The 22,586-nt window shown below is 33.9% G+C and carries 26 protein-coding genes and 3 pseudogenes; 17 read left to right on the top strand and 12 right to left on the bottom strand.

The genetic code is table 11. From position 1 onward, the window contains the following. Window positions 1–244: 244 nt before the first annotated feature. Window positions 245–2,074, bottom strand: coding sequence for a ribonucleoside-diphosphate reductase subunit alpha (locus tag ACFE3K_RS05440; protein ID WP_375358569.1), 1,830 nt, complete (start codon window positions 2,072–2,074; stop codon window positions 245–247). 78 nt (window positions 2,075–2,152) lie between these two features. Beyond that, entirely contained in the window at window positions 2,153–3,082 is a 930-nt protein-coding gene (fabD, locus tag ACFE3K_RS05435) for an ACP S-malonyltransferase (protein WP_375358568.1), read from the bottom strand. 35 nt (window positions 3,083–3,117) lie between these two features. Here fabD and ACFE3K_RS05430 point away from each other — a divergent pair, with 35 nt between their 5' ends. From ACFE3K_RS05430 to rnpA, 3 genes are all read left to right on the top strand, one after another. After that, on the top strand, window positions 3,118–5,079 hold the full coding sequence (locus tag ACFE3K_RS05430; protein WP_410521674.1) for a lytic transglycosylase domain-containing protein: 1,962 nt from the start codon (window positions 3,118–3,120) through the stop codon (window positions 5,077–5,079). 92 nt (window positions 5,080–5,171) lie between these two features. Continuing rightward, window positions 5,172–5,306, top strand: coding sequence for a 50S ribosomal protein L34 (gene rpmH / locus ACFE3K_RS05425; RefSeq protein ID WP_341748129.1), 135 nt, complete (start codon window positions 5,172–5,174; stop codon window positions 5,304–5,306). Between the two features lie 3 nt (window positions 5,307–5,309). Further along, on the top strand, window positions 5,310–5,720 hold the full coding sequence (gene rnpA / locus ACFE3K_RS05420) for a ribonuclease P protein component (RefSeq protein ID WP_375358566.1): 411 nt from the start codon (window positions 5,310–5,312) through the stop codon (window positions 5,718–5,720). A 105-nt stretch (window positions 5,721–5,825) separates the two neighbouring features. Here rnpA and ACFE3K_RS05415 read toward each other — a convergent pair whose 3' ends face one another. Both ACFE3K_RS05415 and ACFE3K_RS05410 read right to left on the bottom strand, forming a co-directional pair. Beyond that, complete coding sequence (locus ACFE3K_RS05415; RefSeq protein ID WP_375358565.1) at window positions 5,826–6,500, bottom strand: IS630 family transposase; 675 nt, start codon at window positions 6,498–6,500, stop codon at window positions 5,826–5,828. After that, entirely contained in the window at window positions 6,494–6,943 is a 450-nt protein-coding gene (locus ACFE3K_RS05410) for a helix-turn-helix domain-containing protein (protein ID WP_375358564.1), read from the bottom strand. The genes ACFE3K_RS05415 and ACFE3K_RS05410 overlap by 7 nt, the downstream gene beginning before the upstream one ends. Window positions 6,944–7,200: 257 nt before the next feature. Between ACFE3K_RS05410 and pgsA the strand changes: the two genes are divergently transcribed. The 5 genes and pseudogenes from pgsA (at window position 7,201) to ACFE3K_RS05385 (ending at window position 10,396) form a co-directional block, all read left to right on the top strand. Beyond that, window positions 7,201–7,749 carry a CDP-diacylglycerol--glycerol-3-phosphate 3-phosphatidyltransferase gene (gene pgsA, locus ACFE3K_RS05405; protein WP_375358563.1) on the top strand — a complete coding sequence of 183 codons (549 nt, stop codon included), beginning with the start codon at window positions 7,201–7,203 and terminating at the stop codon, window positions 7,747–7,749. 279 nt (window positions 7,750–8,028) lie between these two features. Beyond that, window positions 8,029–8,413, top strand: a pseudogene (locus ACFE3K_RS05400) (IS5 family transposase); the annotation flags it as partial. Between the two features lie 406 nt (window positions 8,414–8,819). Further along, window positions 8,820–9,269, top strand: coding sequence for a helix-turn-helix domain-containing protein (locus ACFE3K_RS05395; protein ID WP_375358562.1), 450 nt, complete (start codon window positions 8,820–8,822; stop codon window positions 9,267–9,269). Beyond that, complete coding sequence (locus tag ACFE3K_RS05390; RefSeq protein ID WP_375358561.1) at window positions 9,263–9,823, top strand: IS630 family transposase; 561 nt, start codon at window positions 9,263–9,265, stop codon at window positions 9,821–9,823. The genes ACFE3K_RS05395 and ACFE3K_RS05390 overlap by 7 nt, the downstream gene beginning before the upstream one ends. A gap of 319 nt (window positions 9,824–10,142) precedes the next feature. Continuing rightward, a pseudogene (locus tag ACFE3K_RS05385) lies at window positions 10,143–10,396 on the top strand (transposase). Window positions 10,397–10,644: 248 nt separating this feature from the next. Here ACFE3K_RS05385 and clpX read toward each other — a convergent pair. From clpX to ACFE3K_RS05370, 3 genes are all read right to left on the bottom strand, one after another. Continuing rightward, window positions 10,645–11,907 carry an ATP-dependent Clp protease ATP-binding subunit ClpX gene (gene clpX / locus ACFE3K_RS05380; protein WP_375358560.1) on the bottom strand — a complete coding sequence of 421 codons (1,263 nt, stop codon included), beginning with the start codon at window positions 11,905–11,907 and terminating at the stop codon, window positions 10,645–10,647. A 203-nt stretch (window positions 11,908–12,110) separates the two neighbouring features. Next, a complete protein-coding gene (locus ACFE3K_RS05375; RefSeq protein ID WP_375358559.1) occupies window positions 12,111–12,704 on the bottom strand; it encodes an IS630 family transposase in 594 nt (197 codons plus the stop codon). Then, window positions 12,698–13,198, bottom strand: coding sequence for a helix-turn-helix domain-containing protein (locus ACFE3K_RS05370; protein ID WP_375358558.1), 501 nt, complete (start codon window positions 13,196–13,198; stop codon window positions 12,698–12,700). Before ACFE3K_RS05370 ends, ACFE3K_RS05375 begins: the two co-directional genes overlap by 7 nt. A gap of 388 nt (window positions 13,199–13,586) precedes the next feature. Here ACFE3K_RS05370 and ACFE3K_RS05365 point away from each other — a divergent pair, with 388 nt between their 5' ends. Continuing rightward, window positions 13,587–14,087, top strand: a complete 501-nt coding sequence (locus ACFE3K_RS05365) for a helix-turn-helix domain-containing protein (RefSeq protein ID WP_375358453.1) — start codon at window positions 13,587–13,589, stop codon at window positions 14,085–14,087. After that, complete coding sequence (locus tag ACFE3K_RS05360; protein ID WP_375358557.1) at window positions 14,081–14,665, top strand: IS630 family transposase; 585 nt, start codon at window positions 14,081–14,083, stop codon at window positions 14,663–14,665. Before ACFE3K_RS05365 ends, ACFE3K_RS05360 begins: the two co-directional genes overlap by 7 nt. 432 nt (window positions 14,666–15,097) lie before the next feature. Here the strand turns inward: ACFE3K_RS05360 and ACFE3K_RS05355 are convergent, their stop codons facing one another. Together ACFE3K_RS05355 and ACFE3K_RS05350 are read right to left on the bottom strand one after the other, a co-directional pair. Further along, on the bottom strand, window positions 15,098–15,295 hold the full coding sequence (locus tag ACFE3K_RS05355) for a hypothetical protein (RefSeq protein WP_375358556.1): 198 nt from the start codon (window positions 15,293–15,295) through the stop codon (window positions 15,098–15,100). After that, complete coding sequence (locus tag ACFE3K_RS05350) at window positions 15,288–15,563, bottom strand: transposase (RefSeq protein WP_375358555.1); 276 nt, start codon at window positions 15,561–15,563, stop codon at window positions 15,288–15,290. The genes ACFE3K_RS05355 and ACFE3K_RS05350 overlap by 8 nt, the downstream gene beginning before the upstream one ends. A 247-nt stretch (window positions 15,564–15,810) precedes the next feature. Between ACFE3K_RS05350 and ACFE3K_RS05345 the strand changes: the two genes are divergently transcribed. The 3 genes from ACFE3K_RS05345 (at window position 15,811) to ACFE3K_RS05335 (ending at window position 18,351) form a co-directional block, all read left to right on the top strand. Next, on the top strand, window positions 15,811–16,806 hold the full coding sequence (locus ACFE3K_RS05345; RefSeq protein ID WP_375358554.1) for an Mrp/NBP35 family ATP-binding protein: 996 nt from the start codon (window positions 15,811–15,813) through the stop codon (window positions 16,804–16,806). A gap of 66 nt (window positions 16,807–16,872) precedes the next feature. After that, window positions 16,873–17,784 carry a lipoyl synthase gene (lipA, locus tag ACFE3K_RS05340; protein WP_375358553.1) on the top strand — a complete coding sequence of 304 codons (912 nt, stop codon included), beginning with the start codon at window positions 16,873–16,875 and terminating at the stop codon, window positions 17,782–17,784. 9 nt (window positions 17,785–17,793) lie between these two features. Continuing rightward, window positions 17,794–18,351 carry a phospholipase D family protein gene (locus ACFE3K_RS05335; protein ID WP_375358552.1) on the top strand — a complete coding sequence of 186 codons (558 nt, stop codon included), beginning with the start codon at window positions 17,794–17,796 and terminating at the stop codon, window positions 18,349–18,351. Between the two features lie 38 nt (window positions 18,352–18,389). Here the strand turns inward: ACFE3K_RS05335 and ACFE3K_RS05330 are convergent. Beyond that, window positions 18,390–18,674, bottom strand: a pseudogene (locus ACFE3K_RS05330) (HlyD family secretion protein); the annotation flags it as partial. 114 nt (window positions 18,675–18,788) lie between these two features. Here ACFE3K_RS05330 and ACFE3K_RS05325 point away from each other — a divergent pair. Genes ACFE3K_RS05325 through ACFE3K_RS05315 form a run of 3 tightly spaced genes read left to right on the top strand, consistent with a single transcriptional unit; the run spans window position 18,789 to window position 19,793 of the window. Beyond that, on the top strand, window positions 18,789–19,238 hold the full coding sequence (locus ACFE3K_RS05325; protein WP_375358551.1) for a helix-turn-helix domain-containing protein: 450 nt from the start codon (window positions 18,789–18,791) through the stop codon (window positions 19,236–19,238). Then, on the top strand, window positions 19,232–19,621 hold the full coding sequence (locus tag ACFE3K_RS05320) for a transposase (protein WP_375358550.1): 390 nt from the start codon (window positions 19,232–19,234) through the stop codon (window positions 19,619–19,621). Before ACFE3K_RS05325 ends, ACFE3K_RS05320 begins: the two co-directional genes overlap by 7 nt. Then, window positions 19,587–19,793 (top strand): transposase, encoded by a 207-nt coding sequence (locus tag ACFE3K_RS05315; protein ID WP_375358549.1) that lies wholly within the window; start codon window positions 19,587–19,589, stop codon window positions 19,791–19,793. The genes ACFE3K_RS05320 and ACFE3K_RS05315 overlap by 35 nt, the downstream gene beginning before the upstream one ends. On the opposite strand, the gene ACFE3K_RS05310 is transcribed toward ACFE3K_RS05315, so the two are convergent. Then, window positions 19,794–19,946, bottom strand: a complete 153-nt coding sequence (locus tag ACFE3K_RS05310; protein ID WP_375358548.1) for a hypothetical protein — start codon at window positions 19,944–19,946, stop codon at window positions 19,794–19,796. A gap of 28 nt (window positions 19,947–19,974) precedes the next feature. Continuing rightward, window positions 19,975–20,211 carry an IS110 family transposase gene (locus ACFE3K_RS05305; protein ID WP_375358547.1) on the bottom strand — a complete coding sequence of 79 codons (237 nt, stop codon included), beginning with the start codon at window positions 20,209–20,211 and terminating at the stop codon, window positions 19,975–19,977. 299 nt (window positions 20,212–20,510) lie between these two features. Here ACFE3K_RS05305 and ACFE3K_RS05300 point away from each other — a divergent pair, with 299 nt between their 5' ends. Then, a complete protein-coding gene (locus ACFE3K_RS05300) occupies window positions 20,511–22,463 on the top strand; it encodes a primosomal protein N' (RefSeq protein WP_375358546.1) in 1,953 nt (650 codons plus the stop codon). The last annotated feature ends 123 nt before the right edge of the window (window positions 22,464–22,586 follow it).

Raw genomic sequence — 22,586 nt, 5'->3', positions numbered from 1 at the left:
TGACAAGCTGCACGGATTGCCACACTCACATACGTTCGCTCGCAATGACGATTGGATAAGAATTGACAAATTCTTATCCCGAATTCGCGTATATTCATTAGACTTCCTGCATAATTCGCTTTTGCTGAGGAATTTGTAGGAGACACAGAACCTCGACCCGCAGCGTACTCAAATGTACGTGAGGATTCGAGTATCAGATCGACGCACAAATTACCAGCAAAAGTAGAATTATGCAGGAAGTCTATTACTGACAGGATAAACATTCATCATAAGACACAACTTCTTTTTCTTGTTTTTTCTTATTATCTCTTTCAATATCTTGAAAATCCGCTTTCTTGACATCGTGTGATACTTTATCAGCTCTTTGAATTGAGGTTGATCTACAATAATAGAAACTCTTAACCCCTTTTTTCCAAGCTCTAAAATGGATATTATTTAAATACATCTTACTTACATTGCCTGCTAAGAAAACATTTAGAGATTGAGATTGTGAAATATGTGGTGTCCTATCTGCTGCTAGATCAATAAGCCAATTTTGATCAATCTCATAAGCAGTTCTGAAAACATCTTTTTCATGGCTGGATAAAAAGGTTAGATGTTGCACTGAGCCTTCATGAGTTGCAATTGATGACCAAACCTGCTCATTATTAAAACCTTTGGTGCTTAACAGCTTTTCTAAATATTTGTTACGTACATTAAAAGATCCAGTAAGAGTCTTTTGGACAAAACTATTAGCAGCAAATGGTTCAATTCCAGGAGAACTATTGCCAGCAATAATAGAGATTGATGCCGTAGGAGCAATAGCTGTTTTATTACTAAACCGTTCGTTAATACCTACTTCAACTGCATCGAGGCAAGCACCACGTTCATCAGATAGAACTACTGAAGCTTTATCAACTTCTTTATGAATATGTTCAAATATTTGATTATTCCAAACCTTTGCCATTACCGACTCTATTGGTACATCCTTTGATTGTAGGAATGAGTGAAAACCCATAACACCTAAACCTACGCTACGTTCACGCATTGCTGAATATTTAGCTCGCTCCATGGTACTAGGTGCTTTAGTAATAAAATCTTCAAGTACATTATCTAAAAAACGCATTACGGTAGGAATAAACTCAGGGTCATTTTGCCAATCATCAAAATATTCTAAATTTACAGAAGACAAACAACACACAGCAGTTCTAACCTTACCCAAATGATCAATGCCAGTTGGCAGGGTAATCTCGCTACAAAGATTAGAAGTTTTTACTTGTAGCCCAAGTTTTTTATGATGCTGCGGAATATATTTATTGACAGTATCAATAAATAAAATATAGGGTTCTCCAGTTTCTATTCTAGTAGTTAGTAACTTAACCCACAAATCTCTAGCCTTAACTTCACGTACAACTTTTTTAGTAGCAGGGCTGATTAATGGAAAATTTCCATCACTCTCAACTGCTTGCATAAATGCATCTGTTACAGCTATGCCGTGATGCATGTTTAACGCTTTACGATTAGTATCACCACCAGTATGGCGTCTTAAGTCTATGAATTCCTCAATTTCAGGATGATCAATTGGTAAATATATAGCAGCACTACCACGTCTAATTGACCCTTGAGAAATAGCTAAAGTCATAGAATCGACAACCTTGACAAATGGAATAATGCCAGAAGAAGTACCTTTGCCTTTAATTGCTTCATTAATAGAACGAACATTGCCCCAATAGCTTCCTATACCACCACCACGTGAGGCTAACCAAACATTCTCAGTCCAAAGATCTACAATACCTTCCAAACTATCATCTGTTTCATTTAAAAAACAAGAGATAGGCATCCCTCTGTCAGTTCCACCGTTACTAAGAACCGGTGTAGCTGGCATAAACCACAACTTGCTTATGTACTCATATAATTGCTGAGCTGATTTTGCATTATCAGCATAATAGCTAGCTACTCTAGCAAATAGATCTTGAAACCCCTCTCCGGCTAGTAAGTATCTATCTTTTAGCACTGCTTTGCCAAAATTAGTCAGTAAATCATCTCGTTTCTTATCAATTTTTATAGGAAATTTAGTATTTGCTTGCGTTGCCATTATTATATTATCTTATATCTTATTGTTTTAATTAAATTGGGATCATAGCAGATTTTTGTCTTAACACTAATACCATAATCACATAATTTTTAAAAATTCTTCCAATTCTACAAGACTCCAAACATTAATCAAATTAAATTTATGGTCAGTTTTTTTCAGCATATTAGTTAGAACCTTACCTGCACCTATTTCAACTATTTGTTCTATTTTCAGATTTTCCAATTCGTTTAAAGTTTGACGCCACCTCACCCTACCACAAATCTGGGAGATTAAGTTTTGTTTTATCTCTATAGGGTTAGTTATTGGTTTAGCTGTAACATTTTGTATCACCGGAACAAACGGTTTGTTAATTGCTACTTTGTCTAAAGCCTTTGCCATTTGCTCTTCTGCTGGCTTCATCAAACTACAATGAAAAGGACTACTTACATTCAATTTAATAGCTTTATAGCCTAAATCTTTTACTATAGATATTACCCGTTCCACTGCTATAGTTTTACCACTAATTACCACCTGTCCATCTATATTATCGTTAGCTATATCAAGGTCTATAACCTCTTTGATGATTTCTTCAAGCTTTTTTAGAGGTACGCCTATACATGCCGCCATTGAGCCTTGACCGACCGGATAGGCTTCTTGCATGGACTTACTACGTACTGCTAGCAATTGGGTAGTTACTTGTATATCTATACTTTCCGCTGCACATAATGCACTATATTCTCCTAAAGAATGACCTGCAACATATGAACACAGGTTAGTAATATTTCTATTTGTTTGTTGCTTAATGACATTCAATATTGCCATAGATACTGCCATTAGTGCTGGTTGAGCATTAATAGTCAAAGTTAAATCTTCACTTGATCCATTAAAGACAATATGGCTTAATTTTCTTCCAAGAGTATTATCTACAATTTCAAATGTCTCTTTTGCCTCCTGAAAGTTATCGTAGAATTCTTTCCCCATACCAACCATTTGTGACCCTTGACCTGGAAAGACAAATGCTCTATTCATAATAATACCATAATAATTTAATTTATCCGCTGTCGATTATGAGAATTTCAACAATACTGTCAATAGTTTTAATTATTCTAAATTTATTAATATCAGAGTCAATGGCATCGGACTATGTCAAAGAAACTTTTATACATTTAGACAAAAAAGCATGGCAAGATTGTGAAAAGATGGCAAAGACTTCAAAAGATAAAACCTTAATCAAAATTATTATGTCTCAAAGATTCTTAGACCCGAATTATAAGAAAAATAGCTTTGAAGAGGTAATAAAATTTATACAAAACAATCCCCACTGGCCGCAAGTCGATAAACTAAAAGAGATGGCAGAACAATATTTAAACTATAACACAGACCAAGCTTTAATTGTAAACTGGTTTAGTGAAAACGAACCAATTACTGCTTTAGGCTATAAATTTTATGCTTTAGCTAGTAGAAAATTAATAAAAGATCCACAAAAATTAGCGAAGATTATGAAAAATGGTTGGATTTATGGGGTTTTTACGCAAGCAGAAGAAAGCAATTATTTGAGTAATTTCAAAAATATATTATGTGAAGAAGATCATGTAAAAAAAATTGATGAATATTTATGGGCAGGGGATATGCGTAGTGCAAAAAAATATATGCATTATGTCAGTAATGGCTATAAACAAAATTTTATTGCCCAAATTGCTATCTTAAATAAATCTAATGATAGTGAAAAACTTTTTCAACAGGTATCAGAAAAATATTATACCCCAGCTTTATTATTTAACTATTTGGATTCCAAGAAAACAGAGATTCCTACCAGCCAAAGTATCGCTCTATTTAAAAAAGTAAAGCAAGATAAAAGACATTCCGCCTATTGGGCTCGTGTACAATCTTATTATGCTAGAGAATTTATTGAACAGAAAGATTTTGCTAGTAGTTATAAGATAATTAGCATGCCAATTACTGTTGATCCCGAACATGTAAGAGAAGCAGAATGGCTTAGTGGTTGGCTTGCCCTTAGATTTTTGTATAAGCCTGATATTGCTTTAAGTCATTTTAACAAATTTATGAAAGTTGCAGCTAAACCATTAAGCGTATCAAGGGGGCAATATTGGCTAGCTAGAACTTATGAAGCCAAAGGGGATAAAGAGCAAGCGAATAAATTTTATCATATGGCCAGCAAGTATTCCCATAGTTTCTATGGACAGTTAGCTAATATCGAACTTAACAAACGGCACTTCATTTTACCACAAAAGCCTACCTCCACTAAGCATAATAATGAAAATAGTGAAATTATTAGAGCCATAAAATATTTGACTAAATATGGTAAGCATGATTTAGCTCTGTTATATGCTAAAACGGCTATTGAAAAATCATCAACCCCATCTAAAATTGTATTAATTACCGATATCATTAGCACAAAGGGTAATATTTATCATACAGTAGATGTAGCAAAAACTGCTTGTCAACATCATACTTTTATTAAGGATTATGCTTTCCCTACCCCTTATACTAAGGCAGTAAAAAATACCCCCCTAGAACCAGCTTTAACATACAGTATTATAAGACAGGAGTCAGTTTTTAATCAGCATGCAATTAGTACAGCTAAAGCTAAGGGTCTAATGCAACTTACAGATACAGCTACTTATGATACGGCTAAATCTGTTGGCTGTAAATGTCATATTAAAAAGCTAACTCTTGACCCTAAATATAATATCATGCTTGGTACTAATCATTTTAAAGAATACTTACAACTATATAATGGTAATTATCTTTTAGCCATTGCAGCTTATAATGCTGGTCCTTGTAGAATCACAAGATGGATTAATCTGTTTGGTGATCCTCGTGACTTTAAGAATTTACGACAAATAATTGATTGGATTGAACTAATACCATATGCAGAAACTAGGAACTATACTCAACGTGTTTTGGAAAATCTGCAAGTTTATCGATCTATTATCAATAGAAATAATAATATAAAATTAGAACAAGATCTTTTAAAGACTAAAGATAATAAGAGAGAAATATAGCTATACCCTAGTTTAAATAATGTTATTTAAGTTGACAGTTTAACATTATCTGACTATAAAGAAATATATTATTTCGTATTGGATATGAATTTATGAAACGTACATTTCAACCTAGCAATTTAGTAAGAAAAAGAAGACATGGATTTAGGGCAAGGATGGCAACTGTCGGCGGTAGAGAAATTTTAAGGAAACGCCGAGCAAAAGGCAGAAAAAAATTATCAGCGTAGTAAGTGCTTATCTCATCCCTAAAAAATCAGAAAGAATTTGACCTAGTTAATAAGTTAGGAAAAAAGTTCCATAGTCCTTATTTTATCACAATAATAGCAAATAATTCTACTAAGCTCTTTGCAAAGCAAAATGTAAAAGGTAATATTGACAACCTATGTAAGAAATCTAGTGAGATTTTATATAATTCGTCAAATACATTACTTTTTGGCATGAAAGTCGGAAAAAAGTTAGGAAATGCTGTTATTCGTAATAAAATCAAAAGACGTATCAGGCATTTAGTTAGACTGCTAAGCAAGGAATCAAAATTCAAACAAAATAGTTGGGCAATGATAGTCATCCCTAGGAAAGGTTTTGAGCAAATTGAATTTGCAACTTTATTAAGTGAACTATACAAGATAGTTTCACAGGTGTAATCCTTACTGCATAAATCACCTCCTGCAATCAAAAGTTATCATTCGTGTAAAAAATATCATCCTAGCCTTGATGCGGAATCCAGCCCTTATTCAGCTAGCATCAAGTTACCCAAATTCGCGTAAGTTAAGTTGGAAATAATTTGGATTGCATAATACTGATACTAGGTTCTGTTGACAAAAATTATAGTTAGGCAAGAGGAATAATACCAATTGCAATAATGAACACGGTGTATTTATCCAATCTCTATACATAATTGATTTTACTAAATCTACATTATGAGCAAGTTGATTCCAAGCGTAACAAGCCATAGTAACGATATCTTCATATACACCATAACATTGGTTAGACAAGAAATGATTTTTAATCCATTCCCAAACTTGTTCCATTGCATTAAGTTCCGGTGCATAGGGCGGAAGCGGTATCAAAGTGATATTGCTTGGCACAGTTAGTTTTTTGGCTGTGTGCCAACCTGCATTATCCATTAGTAAAGCTATATGTCGGTTGCCTTGAATACTGCGAGAAAGCTCTTCTAAGAATTTATTCATTGCCTGTGTGTTTGCATATGGTAAAATTAATGCACAAGCTTCTCCTGTCTCATGGCAAGCAGCTCCGTAAATATATGTTGAAATAAATTGCTGTTGCCGAACTTTACGGGGTCTAGTGCCACGCTTAGCCCATATACGAGTTAAGCTACCTTGTTGCCCAACTCTAGTTTCATCCTGAGACCATATATCAACTTTACATCTATCGATATTTTTTGGTAATAATTTTGTTAACATGTCTGGAAAGTTTTTTTATATCTATTTTGAGTCTCTTGATTTGATTTTGGATGCATTGAACGAGAAGTAATCCAGCTAAAACCAAGGCGGTGCATAGTATTGTAGACTGTTTTTAAAGCACATTTAGCACCATATTCCTCAAGTAACATGATATGTAGCTCTTTTCCAGTTATATACCCACCAGTTTTACTTTTACTGAGCGTATTGATTTTATCAAAAAGAGCAGATTCTTGTATAGTGTTAATCTTCCTAGGGGCACCGCTTCTTTGTGATTCAAATAATCCTTCAAAACCATGATTCCTAAATCTTCTGAGCCATGATTGCACGGTTTTCCAGTGTGACTTCACTATTTCAGATATGGCTTTAAAAGATTTGCCTAATTGAAGGTGATACATCGCCAATAAACGTATACGATTTCGACCATGCGGCTCATGTTTCATCATTTTTATAAAATCATGACCTTCAAAACCTTGCGGTAATATTAACCTAGCTATTTGAGTACCTATTTATCAGTTAAAAACCCATTTTATAACACCGTGTTCATTATTGCAATTAGTATGATACTAGCATTTAAGTTACGGCAACCTAGGTTAGTTCTTTTAAGTTATTCTATAAAAATTTGTTCCTATTTTCTTGGATTTAGGTCATAATCCGTCGTTGTCATTTCCTCAAGAAATCAAGAAGTAAAAATATATAATAAATGAATATTGATAAAAATATACCAAATTATCTGACGATAGCTCGTATTGTGGTTATTCCAATTATTGTAATAACCTGTTATCTAGATAACTCCAAACTCGCTCATATAATTGCAGCGTTATTATTTATTATAGCTAGTATTACTGATTTTTTTGATGGTTATCTTGCTAGAAAATTTGATTTAGTATCAGGGTTTGGTAAAATGTTCGATCCAATAGCTGATAAATTATTAGTAGGTTGTGTAATTATAATGTTGGTACAAAAAGGAGCAGCGGGAGAAATACCGTGCTTATTAATTTTGGCTCGTGAATTTTTAGTGGCCGGGTTACGTGAATTTCTAGCTTTAATTCAAGTAAGTATTCCTGTGTCTAGATTAGCTAAGATTAAAACATTTACCCAAATGTTTGCTTTGTCAGCGTTAATTCTTGGTTCTAAAGGTTCAGGTATAATTTATATGGATTTAATAGGCCAAATAGCTTTATGGATTGCTGCACTTTTAACTGTAGTAACCGGATATTCATATTTGAAGGCCTGTAGTAAATATTTTTGAGCAAATTAGTCCCTAAGCCAAAATATCACTATTGATTTAAATTGTACCATCTAAGAGCAATTATTCATTATAATAAAAAATAAAATTATTGATATAATAGTAACTTAGTGTAGCATAAAAAGTATGATATATAATTAAATAATAGGTATTAATCCTAGGTTCTGTTGACTAAAATTATAGTTAGGCAAGAGGAATAAAAAGTTGCCATAGTAAGAAGAAATGGTAGTTTCTAGTTATCAAAAAAAGGAACTACCAATATGAAGTATTACATAAAGAAATGGTATACACAACAAGAATGAAGAAAAAATGAGACATTTTATTGAAGCAATATGGTTTATTGTTAGAACAGGTTGCCAGTGGCGTCTTCTAGCTGATAATTATGGTTGTTGGTACAGTATTTATCGCAGATTTAAGAGATGGGTTGACAAAGGTATATGGGAGGATTTAATGGATTATGTTAAAGTAGATGCAGATATGGAATCAATTATGATTGATGCAACTATTGTGAGAGCACATGCTTGCTCATCTGGATATATCCAAAGGTAATCAAGAAGAAGAGGCTTTAGGTAGCAGTAGAGGTGGTTTTAGTACTACAATTCATGCCCTTGTTGATGCCCTTGGTAATCCATTAAAGTTTATACTAACTGCTGGGCAAAGAAATGATGGTGCTAGGCAAAGCGGGTAAATTACAGTTGGTGAAAATCCAACCTACGTAAAGTTTAGCCAACAGCGTAGAACCAAATTTCATATATATGGAGGTAACGAATTATGTGAAGCTGAGAGGAGGGATGTAGTGGGTTGTAACGTAAGTGAAGGATATAAGCTCCGAAATATGCGATATCGTAGAGGTTGACATGCTTCATTTCATGGAAAACAGGATGTGTAGTTGCGATAAGGCGAGCAACTATTGCTCTACCGGAGTTACAGACCATGACACGCTACAAGATGGAATTTATACTAATTGCAATAATGAACACGGTGTTATAAAATGGGTTTTTAACTGATAAATAGGTACTCAAATAGCTAGGTTAATATTACCGCAAGGTTTTGAAGGTCATGATTTTATAAAAATGATGAAACATGAGCCGCATGGTCGAAATCGTATACGTTTATTGGCGATGTATCACCTTCAATTAGGCAAATCTTTTAAAGCCATATCTGAAATAGTGAAGTCACACTGGAAAACTGTGCAATCATCGCTCAGAAGATTTAGGAATCATGGTTTTGAAGGATTATTTGAATCACAAAGAAGCGGTGCCCCTAGGAAGATTAACACTATACAAGAGTCTGCTATTTTTGATAAAATCAATACGCTCAGTGAAAGTAAAACTGGTGGGTATATAACTGGAAAAGAGCTACATATCATGTTACTTGAGGAATATGGTGCTAAATGTGCTTTAAAAACAGTCTACAATACTATGCACCGCCTTGGTTTTAGCTGGATTACTTCTCGTTCAATGCATCCAAAATCAAATCAAGAGACTCAAAATAGATATAAAAAAACTTTCCAGACATGTTAACAAAATTATTACCAAAAAATATCGATAGATGTAAAGTTGATATATGGTCTCAGGATGAAACTAGAGTTGGGCAACAAGGTAGCTTAACTCGTATATGGGCTAAGCGTGGCACTAGACCCCGTAAAGTTCGGCAACAGCAATTTATTTCAACATATATTTACGGAGCTGCTTGCCATGAGACAGGAGAAGCTTGTGCATTAATTTTACCATATGCAAACACACAGGCAATGAATAAATTCTTAGAAGAGCTTTCTCGCAGTATTCAAGGCAACCGACATATAGCTTTACTAACGGATAATGCAGGTTGGCACACAGCCAAAAAACTAACTGTGCCAAGCAATATCACTTTGATACCGCTTCCGCCCTATGCACCGGAACTTAATGCAATGGAACAAGTTTGGGAATGGATTAAAAATCATTTCTTGTCTAACCAATGTTATGGTGTATATGAAGATATCGTTACTATGGCTTGTTACGCTTGGAATCAACTTGCTCATAATGTAGATTTAGTAAAATCAATTATGTATAGAGATTGGATAAATACACCGTGTTAATTATTGCAATTGGTATCAGATATGGCTTTAAAAGATTTGCCTAATTGAAGGTGATACATCGCCAATAAACGTATACGATTTCGACCATGCGGCTCATGTTTCATCATTTTTATAAAATCATGACCTTCAAAACCTTGCGGTAATATTAACCTAGCTATTTGAGTACCTATTTATCAGTTAAAAACCCATTTTATAACACCGTATTAATTATTGCAATTAGTATAATACTTCATATTGGTAGTTCCTTTTTTTGATAACTAGAAACTACCATTTCTTCTTACTATGGCAACTTTTTATTCCTCTTGCCTAACTATAATTTTTGTCAACAGAACCTAGATGTTTGTCATATAATCATATAAAAAGAGAAAAAAGGCACAAGGTCTTTAAGGGCATAGCAACAAAAGGCAAAAACTCAATGGGATATTTTTTGGCTTAAAACTTTACTTGATAATTAATAATGAAGGTGAGTTAATGGCTTGTAAAATGACATCTGCAAATGTTAATGATCGTTTTCCTGTAGCAAAGTTAATGAAAAATTGCAAGGTTGGCTATTTGTTGATAAGGGGTATTTAGGACGACCTATTATTAAGCAGCTTAAAAAGCAAGTCGTTGTTTCTGAAATAATTTATAAGGGCGGTTTTTAAAGCTGCTACATGCTTAGGATGTAGACAATTCCGGTTAATTATTCTTTGAATCATTATTTATCATATATAGCCCTCTATTAATTTGAAATATAAAGGAAATTATAACTATCTATAGAAAGGATATCAACTATTAATTATATAAATCTAGAATAGATTAATAAATTCATAGAATTTACCCTAAACCGCTATACGCTTTTTAGTAGCTTTTCCGTAGTTTCTTGGTGTAACTAAGGGGATAGCTTTGCCATCTATAACATCTTTTGAAATATGTACATGCATTTTTTCCAGATTGGTAACATTATACATGCTGTCAAGTAGCAGTGTCTCAATTATTGATCTAAGACCTCTAGCTCCGGTTTTTCGTGCCAGCGCTTTCTCGGCTATTCCTTCTAAAGCATCATTATCAATTGATAGTTCAACATCGTCTAACTCAAATAATTTATGATATTGCTTGATAACAGCATTTTTGGGTTGAGTTAAAATTGCCACCAAAGATGCTTTGTCTAGGTCATCTAAAGTTGCTACTACTGGAAGCCTACCGATGAATTCTGGAATTAACCCAAACTTTACTAGATCTTCAATTTCTAATGATTTGAGTATTTCGCTGTGGTTTTTTTCTTGTTTTGATTGGACATTTGCTACAAAACCAATTGAACTTTGAGCAGTACGGGCATTAATGATATTATCTATCCCCATGAAAGCTCCACCGCATATGAACAAAATATTGGAAGTATCTACTTGAACAAAATCTTGCTGTGGGTGTTTTCTGCCACCTTGGGGAGGAACAGAAGCAATAGTTCCTTCCATGATTTTAAGTAATGCTTGTTGGACTCCTTCACCCGATACATCTCTTGTTATGGAAGGGTTTTCAGATTTTCTAGCGATTTTATCTACTTCATCTATATAAACAATGCCTCGTTGGGCTTTGGCTATATTAAAGTCTGCTGCTTGTAATAATCTTAGCAAGATATTTTCAACATCTTCACCAACATAGCCAGCTTCGGTTAAAGAAGTGGCATCTGCCATAGTGAAAGGTACATCAAGAATCTTTGCTAAGGTTTGTGCCAAAAGGGTTTTACCAGAGCCAGTAGAACCAATAATTAGGATATTTGATTTATTTAATTCGACATCATTATTACCTGACTCGATATATTCTAATCGTTTATAGTGATTATATACCGCAACTGATAAAACTTTTTTTGCCTGATCTTGACCAATTACGTAATCATTAAGAGTAGAAAAAATTCTGTGTGGTGTTGGAATTAAAGAGGCAACTTGTTTAAGAGTTACTTTAGTCTCTTCTTTTATAATATCACGGCACAGTTCAATACATTCATTACAAATAAATACTGTTGGTCCAGCAATTAATTTTATTACTTCATATTGATTTTTACCACAAAAAGAACAGTTTAATTCTTTTTTTCCAACTTCCCCTGACATGATTCCACTTTATTTAATTTATGAGTTTAATATAGCTTATATACATCTAATATAGATAAGTTATTTAGGTAAGTCTAATATATTTTCAAGACACGCGAATTTAGGATAAGAATTTGTCAATTCTTATATACTCAAATTCGGTGAAATTATAATTGCTTCGCTTACGCTCGCAATGACGCTGTGGTATAGGTATTTGTAAACTTTCAACAGTTGTGGGGTAATACCAATTGCAATAATGAACACGGTGTATTTATCCAATCTCTATACATAATTGATTTTACTAAATCTACATTATGAGCAAGTTGATTCCAAGCGTAACAAGCCATAGTAACGATATCTTCATATACACCATAACATTGGTTAGACAAGAAATGATTTTTAATCCATTCCCAAACTTGTTCCATTGCATTAAGTTCCGGTGCATAGGGCGGAAGCGGTATCAAAGTGATATTGCTTGGCACAGTTAGTTTTTTGGCTGTGTGCCAACCTGCATTATCCGTTAGTAAAGCTATATGTCGGTTGCCTTGAATACTGCGAGAAAGCTCTTCTAAGAATTTATTCATTGCCTGTGTGTTTGCATATGGTAAAATTAATGCACAAGCTTCTCCTGTCTCATGGCAAGCAGCTCCATAAATATATGTTGAAATAAATTGCTGTTGCCGAACTTTACGGGGTCTAGTGCCACGCTTAGCCCATATACGAGTTAAGCTACCTTGTTGCCCAACTCTAGTTTCATCCTGAGACCATATATCAACTTTACATCTATCGATATTTTTTGCTAATAATTTTGTTAACATGTCTGGAAAGTTTTTTTATATCTATTTTGAGTCTCTTGATTTGATTTTGGATGCATTGAACGAGAAGTAATCCAGCTAAAACCAAGGCGGTGCATAGTATTGTAGACTGTTTTTAAAGCACATTTAGCACCATATTCCTCAACTAACATGATATGTAGCTCCTTTCCAGTTATATACCCACCAGTTTTACTTTTACTGAGCGTATTGATTTTATCAAAAAGAGCAGATTCTTGTATAGTGTTAATCTTCCTAGGGGCACCGCTTCTTTGTGATTCAAATAATCCTTCAAAACCATGATTCCTAAATCTTCTGAGCGATGATTGCACGGTTTTCCAGTGTGAGTTCACTATTTCAGATATGGCTTTAAAAGATTTGCCTAATTGAAGGTGATACATCGCCAATAAACGTATACGATTTCGACCATGCGGCTCATGTTTCATCATTTTTATAAAATCATGACCATGAAAACCTTGTGGTAATATTAACCTAGCCATTGGAGTACCTTTTATCAGTTAAAAACCCATCTTAGACCACTGCGTTAATTATTGCAATTGGTATAACATCGAAGATGCAGAAAGTCTAATAAAGAATTTATCATTTCCCAATTAACAGTTGATATTATGTGTATAATATACTTTTAAAAATTAATAAAGGACAATTATATATGACGCGTTTCCTATACGAGAGCAAGACTCTCGACCACTACACTACTTGCAAAGCTAATAACTTAGTCTTACAGTTTACTCCCCCTAATAATACTAATTGCAATAATGAACACGGTGTTATAAAATGGGTTTTTAACTGATAAATAGGTACTCATACCAATTGCAATAATTAACGCAGTGGTCTAAGATGGGTTTTTAACTGATAAAAGGTACTCAAATGGCTAGGTTAATATTACCACAAGGTTTTCATGGTCATGATTTTATAAAAATGATGAAACATGAGCCGCATGGTCGAAATCGTATACGTTTATTGGCGATGTATCACCTTCAATTAGGCAAATCTTTTAAAGCCATATCTGAAATAGTGAAGTCACACTGGAAAACCGTGCAATCATGGCTCAGAAGATTTAGGAATCATGGTTTTGAAGGATTATTTGAATCACAAAGAAGCGGTGCCCCTAGGAAGATTAACACTATACAAGAATCTGCTCTTTTTGATAAAATCAATACGCTCAGTAAAAGTAAAACTGGTGGGTATATAACTGGAAAAGAGCTACATATCATGTTACTTGAGGAATATGGTGCTAAATGTGCTTTAAAAACAGTCTACAATACTATGCACCGCCTTGGTTTTAGCTGGATTACTTCTCGTTCAATGCATCCAAAATCAAATCAAGAGACTCAAAATAGATATAAAAAAACTTTCCAGACATGTTAACAAAATTATTACCAAAAAATATCGATAGATGTAAAGTTGATATATGGTCTCAGGATGAAACTAGAGTTGGGCAACAAGGTAGCTTAACTCGTATATGGGCTAAGCGTGGCACTAGACCCCGTAAAGTTCGGCAACAGCAATTTATTTCAACATATATTTACGGAGCTGCTTGCCATGAGACAGGAGAAGCTTGTGCATTAATTTTACCATATGCAAACACACAGGCAATGAATAAATTCTTAGAAGAGCTTTCTCGCAGTATTCAAGGCAACCGACATATAGCTTTACTAATGGATAATGCAGGTTGGCACACAGCCAAAAAACTAACTGTGCCAAGCAATATCACTTTGATACCGCTTCCGCCCTATGCACCGGAACTTAATGCAATGGAACAAGTTTGGGAATGGATTAAAAATCATTTCTTGTCTAACCAATGTTATGGTGTATATGAAGATATCGTTACTATGGCTTGTTACGCTTGGAATCAACTTGCTCATAATGTAGATTTAGTAAAATCAATTATGTATAGAGATTGGATAAATACACCGTGTTCATTATTGCAATTGGTATTACACTAACGCTATATTGCTGACCCCTTCCCCATGTACATGGCTTTCCCATGCTCAGAGTACTATGAGTCAGTCCGACTTCCATTGTATCATCCTGTAATTCTTGCTCTTAACAGCTTGTTTTAAAGTACTCACTTGCGTAAGAATACAATGGATCTCCTAGGTTCAGGTAAATTCCATCTTGTAAGCGTGTCATGGTCTGTGACTCCGGTAGAGCAATAATTGCTCGCCTTATCGCAACTACACATCCTGTTTTCCATGAAATGAAGCATGTCAACCTCTACGATATCGCATATTTCGGAGCTTATATCCTTCACTTACGTTACAACCCACTACATCCCTCCTCTCAGCTTCACATAATTCGTTACCTCCATATATGTGAAATTTGGTTCTATGCTGTTGGCTAAACTTTACATAGGTTGGATGTTCACCAATTGTAATTTACCCGCTTTGCCTAGCGCCATCATTTCTTTGCCCAGCAGTTAGTATAAACTTTAATGGATTACCAAGGGCATCAACAAGGGCATGCATTTTAGTACTAAAACCACCTCTGCTTCTACCTAAAGCCGCTTCTTCTTGATTACCTTTGATATATCCAGATGAGCAAGCATGTGCTCTCACAATAGTTGCATCAATCATAATTGATTATATCTGCATCTACTTTAACATAATCTATTAAATCCTCCCATATACCTTTGTCAACCCATCTCTTAAATCTGCGATAAATACTGTACCAACAACCATAATCATCAGCTAGAAGACGCCATTGGCAACCTGTTCTAACAATAAACCATATTGCTTCAATAAAATATCTCATTTTTTCTTCATTCTTGTTGTGTATACCATTTCTTTCATTAAAAAATGATAAAATTACTTCCCATGCTTGTTCTTCTATGTAATACTTCACATTGGTAGTTCCTTTTTTTGATAACTAGAAACTACCATTTCTTCTTACTATGGCAACTTTTTATTCCTCTTGCCTAACTATAATTTTTGTTAACAGAACCTAGTATGGAAGAAGATTTATATGGTCCATTATTAAAATCGGTGAAATGGGTGGGTTAAAAAGCGTGCAATCATGATCCGGTAAATGGATTAATGTGCGTTGAAAAATAAGATTATTAACGGTAAGAGCTTCATTTTACTTAAAAACGATGATTGATATAAACCAACAACAAATACTAAATAAAATTTCAGATATCACTTTTAGTGACAATACAAAATTAGTCAGTATTATATCTAATATTATAATTAAGGATAAAAATATTGGGTTTGCCATTGATATTCTTGGTAAAGATTCCAAGGAAATCGATGAAATAAAAATTAAAGCTATTAATAAATTAAATGAAATACCTAATATTGGGAAACTAACTATAGTTTTAACTAGTAGCAAAGGTGTAGCTAAAAAATCAACTAATCCAAAAGTTAAGCATTTCATTGACGGAGTAAAGAAGATAATATTGGTGGCATCCGGTAAAGGGGGAGTTGGTAAATCTACTATAACAGCATTGATAGCGGAGCAATTAAATCTTGAAGGATACAAGGTAGGAATAGTGGATGCTGATATTTATGGTCCGTCAATTCCGCAAATATTTGGTATTAGTGGTGTACCTGAAATAGTATATAATAAAGTGACCCCTTTAAAATCGCGGGGCATTGAAATTATTTCTATTGGATTTCTTATTAAGGATAATTCAGCTATTGTTTGGCGTGGTCCAATGGCCAGCAAGACCATTTATCAACTATTATCTCTCACCCATTGGCAGGAGTTAGATTATTTAATTATTGACATGCCTCCTGGTACTGGTGATATTCACTTAAGTATTTTAGAAAATTACCAACTAGATGGAGTAATAATAGTAACTACTCCACAAAAAATGGCTGCAATAGATGTCGTTAGATCGATTGATTTATACAGAAAATTTAGCCTACCAATTTTAGGTATTATAGAAAATATGAGCTATTTAGTTGAACCAAGTTCGGGAAAGAAAATTCAGATATTTAACGGTAATAGTGGAGAAAATTTTGCCAAAGAATATAATATACCTTTAATCTGTAAGATTCCTATTGAACCCAAATTATCTTACAACTGTGATAACAGCACTAGCCTTACAGATATAGTTAAACTACCAATAAAACAATTTGTTTAATGATATACTAAAATGATTTGAATATAAAATTCATAAAAAAGCAGGCCATAAATAAAGCAGGATTATATGTCAAACATAATCAAGATAGAAGAAGCTCAACCCCTTAAAAGACCTGATTGGATAAAGGTTAAAGCACCAAATTCATATCAATATCATGATACAAGAAAACTAATTGAGAGTTTAAAATTAAATACAGTGTGTCAAGAAGCTGCTTGCCCTAATATAGGGGAATGTTGGGCAAAAAAACATGCTACAGTTATGATTTTGGGATCTGTCTGTACTCGTGCTTGTAGATTTTGTAATGTTAAAACTGGTCGTACCGATTTACTCGATCCGCATGAGCCACAAAGATTAGCTCAAGCTGTGATGAAATTAGGGCTTGAACATGTAGTAATTACTTCAGTTGATCGAGATGACTTAGATGATGGTGGGGCTGAGCATTTTGCCAATTGTATAAAGGAAATAAGACTAGTTGCTCCTAATACCACAATTGAAGTTCTAACCCCAGATTTTCTTAAGAAAGATGGGGCAGCTGAAATAGTGGTATTAGCAAAACCTGACGTTTATAATCATAATGTAGAGACAGTGCCTTCTCTATACAAAACTATCAGACCAGGAGCGAGATACTATAATTCATTAAGTCTTTTGCATAATGTAAAAAAATTAGACTCTGAGATTTTTACTAAATCAGGTATGATGGTTGGTCTCGGAGAAACAAACGATGAAATTATACAAGTAATGGATGATTTAATGGAAGCTAAAGTTGATTTTTTAACTATAGGACAATATTTACAGCCAACCAAAAACCATGCAGCAGTTGCTAGATATGTTCCCCTAGAAGAATTTAAATATTTTGAAAGAGTAGCAAGGGTTAAAGGGTTTTTGATGGTTTCCGCCAGTCCATTAACCCGTTCTTCTTATCATGCTGGTGATGATTTCCAAAAATTAAAGGGGGCTAAGGCCTTGGTTTCTGCATAGTATAAGAAAATGAAAAAACTACCTAAAAAGCTTAATTTACACATAATAATATCGTTCTTACTCGGCATTACTATAGGGATAGGATATAATGAGGTACGAGAAACAGCTTCTTGGCACAGTTTTCATACCGAAACTGATAATTTAAATGTTTGTTTTACCCCGCCATCCGGCTGCGGATCATTAATAGCAAAAGAAATATCCAAGGCTAAGGATAGTATTTATGTTCAAGCATTTGGTTTAACTTCGCAAAATATAGTGGAACAACTAATTAAAGCTAAGCAAAACGGTGTTCAAATAAGGGTATTATTGGATCGTAGTAACTTACACGATAGATATTCTAAAATACATGAATTAAAACGGGCTGGTATTGATGTTTCAATAGATAAAGTACCAGGTATTGCTCACAACAAAGTTATGATCATTGATAAAAGTAAGGTGATTACCGGTAGCTTTAATTTTACCAATGCAGCTGATAATAGAAATGCCGAAAACGTATTATTAATAGAGAATAGCGATATTGCAGCAACTTATTTGCAAAGATGGTTTAGTCGTCGAGCAAAAAATTAATTAATTGAGGTATACTCGAATGATTCTGCGAATTTGGGTTAATTAGTTCTGAGCGAAACTATAGCAGACATTCCTGGTATCAAATTACTAGGAATATCTTTAGGAGTCTCAAAATCTATTAGCACAGGAATTCGTTGAACAATCTTAGTAAAATTACCAGTTGCATTATCAGTCGGAATTAGACTAAATTTTGAGCCGGTAGCTGGTGATATATTACGTATTCTGCCGTATATGATCTTTTTTGGTAAAGAATCAAACTGTAATTTAACTTTTTGCTTTGGTTGCAATTTTGCAATTTGCGTCTCTTTAAAATTAGCTTTTATACTAATTGCAATAATTAACACGGTGTTATAAAATGGGTTTTTAACTGATAAATAGGTACTCAAATAGCTAGGTTAATATTACCGCAAGGTTTTGAAGGTCATGATTTTATAAAAATGATGAAACATGAGCCGCATGGTCGAAATCGTATACGTTTATTGGCGATGTATCACCTTCAATTAGGCAAATCTTTTAAAGCCATATCTGAAATAGTGAAGTCACACTGGAAAACTGTGCAATCATCGCTCAGAAGATTTAGGAATCATGGTTTTGAAGGATTATTTGAATCACAAAGAAGCGGTGCCCCTAGGAAGATTAACAGTATACAAGAGTCTGCTATTTTTGATAAAATCAATACGCTCAGTGAAAGTAAAACTGGTGGGTATATAACTGGAAAGGAGCTACATATCATGTTAGTTGAGGAATATGGTGCTAAATGTGCTTTAAAAACAGTCTACAATACTATGCACCGCCTTGGTTTTAGCTGGATTACTTCTCGTTCAATGCATCCAAAATCAAATCAAGAGACTCAAAATAGATATAAGAAAACTTTCCAGACATGTTAACAACATTATTACCACAAAATATCGATAGATGTAAAGTTGATATATGGTCTCAGGATGAAACTAGAGTTGGGCAACAAGGTAGCTTAACTCGTATATGGGCTAAGCGTGGCACTAGACCCCGTAAAGTTCGGCAACAGCAATTTATTTCAACATATATTTACGGAGCTGCTTGCCATGAGACAGGAGAAGCTTGTGCATTAATTTTACCATATGCAAACACACAGGCAATGAATAAATTCTTAGAAGAGCTTTCTCGCAGTATTCAAGGCAACCGACATATAGCTTTACTAACGGATAATGCAGGTTGGCACACAGCCAAAAAACTAACTGTGCCAAGCAAATATCACTTTGATACCGCTTCCGCCCTATGCACCGGAACTTAATGCAATGGAACAAGTTTGGGAATGGATTAAAAATCATTTCTTGTCTAACCAATGTTATGGTGTATATGAAGATATCGTTACTATGGCTTGTTACGCTTGGAATCAACTTGCTCATAATGTAGATTTAGTAAAATCAATTATGTATAGAGATTGGATAAATACACCGTGTTAATTATTGCAATTGGTATAATACTAAATCTTCTCGTCTTTGTTGACATCTCTTCAAAGTCTCTGATTCAACTTGATATATATAATTCTCTGAAAGCTGCATCTTATCCGCATAATATGCTAATTTAAATGCATCCTTCCTATCAGTTTTACACAAATTCACCGATTTACTAAAAGAATTAAAACTATATGTATTGACCTTGTTGGTTATTATTATCCAGCTTTTGACAAATCTCAGCTTTGTATCCTCCAGTAGGTTCACATATTATTAGCTTAATCTCTTGCTCTTTTGCTAATTTAATCATCTCTTCATGACCAGCTGCATCATTGGCAAAACGATGATATTTAGGTTTATCTCTTGTATTATATACACATATATCAAGCCAGTTTTTACTTACGTCTAGACCTATTATTTTATTCATGATATAATCTCCTTCTTCTTATTGTGCAAGGCTGCTCTTTTTAAGACCACCTTCTGCAATTTGTTCAAGGTAAACTACCAAAAAGAGGGTACTTATTCTCTTAGCGACTATTTTAGTCAAGGTCTATTCAAGTCACCCTCTTTAATTACTTATAACACATTTGTAAGATATAAGAACCTAATTTATTATATTTTTTTTGAAAAAGATGAATATTTTTGCATTTTTTTATTGTTTATCTATTAGTGCTTCTGATAATTAGTATATAGTAGTATACTCAAATGACCTGAAAATGAATTTCAATGCAAGTTGCAAAAATATTATTGCCATTAGCTAAGCTTTTCCCGTTGGATTATTTAATTCCAAATGGATTAAAATTAGCTATAGGAGATTTAGTAGTTGTCCCATTTAGGAATAAAGAATTAACGGGTATAGTTTGGCAATTAGATACTGAAGTTTCAGAGGGAACTAGTAAAATCAAATCTATTAAACAAAAAGTGCCACTTGAATTTAGGTTTAATCAGGAAATATTAGATTTAATTAAATGGACTGCTAATTATTATATGACTTCACTTGGTTCAGTTGCTAAGTTGACTTTGCCGATAGATATTGCCCAGCAACCTATAAAAATAAAGCATCAAGAATTAAACAAAGATTTTATTTTGCCAACTCTTTCACTAGAGCAACAAGCAGCACTTTCTCTATTAAGTCAATCGGATAAACCATCAATTATTAAGGGAGTAACCGGATCAGGTAAAACAGAAATTTACTTTCATCTATTGGCTGATTATTTGAAGCAAGGTAACCAAATATTGATCATGTTACCAGAAATTGCTTTAAGTCAGCAAATTATAAATCGTTTTACAGCACGCTTTGGCTTTCAGCCAGTAATATGGAATTCTGCGATTACTAAAGCTCAGAAAAAGATGATTTTAAGAGGTTTGCTCAACAATGAAATTAAAGTTATAATTGGTGCTAGAAGTAGTCTATTTCTACCGTATAGTAATCTTGGATTAATTATTATTGATGAAGAGCATGATAGTTCTTATAAGCAAGATGATGGTATATTATATAATGCTCGCGATGTGGCGGTATTGCGGGGCAGCTTATCCAAAATAAAAGTAGTATTATGCTCGGCTACTCCGTCTATTGAAACAATTTATAACGTAAGTACCAATAAATATCAATTAATTGAATTGTCAAATCGTTACCAGGAGGCAACTTTGCCAGAAATTCAAATAATTGATATGAAAAAGGAGAAATTATTAAAAAATTCTTACTTATCTAAGGAGTTAATAGCATTAATTGGTAAAAAGCTAGCAAGCAAAGAGCAGGTGTTATTATTTTTGAATCGTAGGGGTTATGCCCCTTTGATGTTATGTAAACTTTGCGGTTATCGTTTTACTTGTAATTCTTGCTCTGCTTGGTTAGTGGTACATAAATCTAGCAAAAAACTTGAATGTCACCATTGTGGTTATCAAAGTAGGATTCATATTTTTTGTCCTGATTGTCGGGAAGAAGACTCTTTAACTGTTTGTGGTCCTGGGATTGAAAGAATTGAAGAAGAAACTAGGCATCTTTTTCCCGATAGTAAAATTGCGGTAATTAGCAAAGATTATGCCCAAAAACCTGAAAAGATCTGCGAATTACTATATAAAATGGAGCATTCTGAGGTTAATATTCTAATTGGTACTCAGATGATTACTAAAGGTTATCACTTTCCTAACCTTACTTTAGTAGGTGTTGTTGATGCTGATCTTGGGGCTATTAGTAGTGGAGACTTGCGGTCAAGTGAACGCAATTATCAACTACTTCACCAAGTAGGAGGTAGGGCAGGAAGAGAAGATAAAAAAGGTCTAGTATTAATGCAAACTTATTATCCAGATAATGCTATATTTAGTTATATAAAAAATGGAGGAGATCAGTTTTTACAATATGAACTTAAAACAAGGCAAGCAGAGAATATGCCTCCTTTCACCAAAATGGCATCAATAATTTTGTCTGGGAAAAATGAGCATAAAGTGCTTGAAATATCCAAAACTCTAGTTGCAATTGCACCAAAAAGTTCAGCTAGAATACTCGGACCATCTAGTGCATTGATGTTTAAATTAGCAGGAAAGTTTCGTTACCGTATTCTAATCATAGTGGATAGGAAATTTAATTTACAAAAATTTTTACAAACATGGTTAAGTTTAATCAAAATCCCTGCTTTTTGTCATTTAAAAGTGGATATAGATCCTAAGAGTTTTTCTTGATATTACTCTCATGATTATTCAAGTAAAAGTTTTAGCTTAGTACTACATTTGTAGTTATTTACAATGTCGTCATCCCTGTGAAGGCGTGTTGGTATCCGGTTTAAGTCGGTGATGTCATCCTAG

The organism is Candidatus Tisiphia endosymbiont of Neophilaenus lineatus (assembly GCF_964264975.1).
In the GTDB taxonomy this organism is placed as follows: Bacteria; Pseudomonadota; Alphaproteobacteria; order Rickettsiales; family Rickettsiaceae; genus Tisiphia.
Note: the sequence above shows the minus strand (reverse complement) of the source record. Positions and strands in the feature narration are given on the sequence as shown.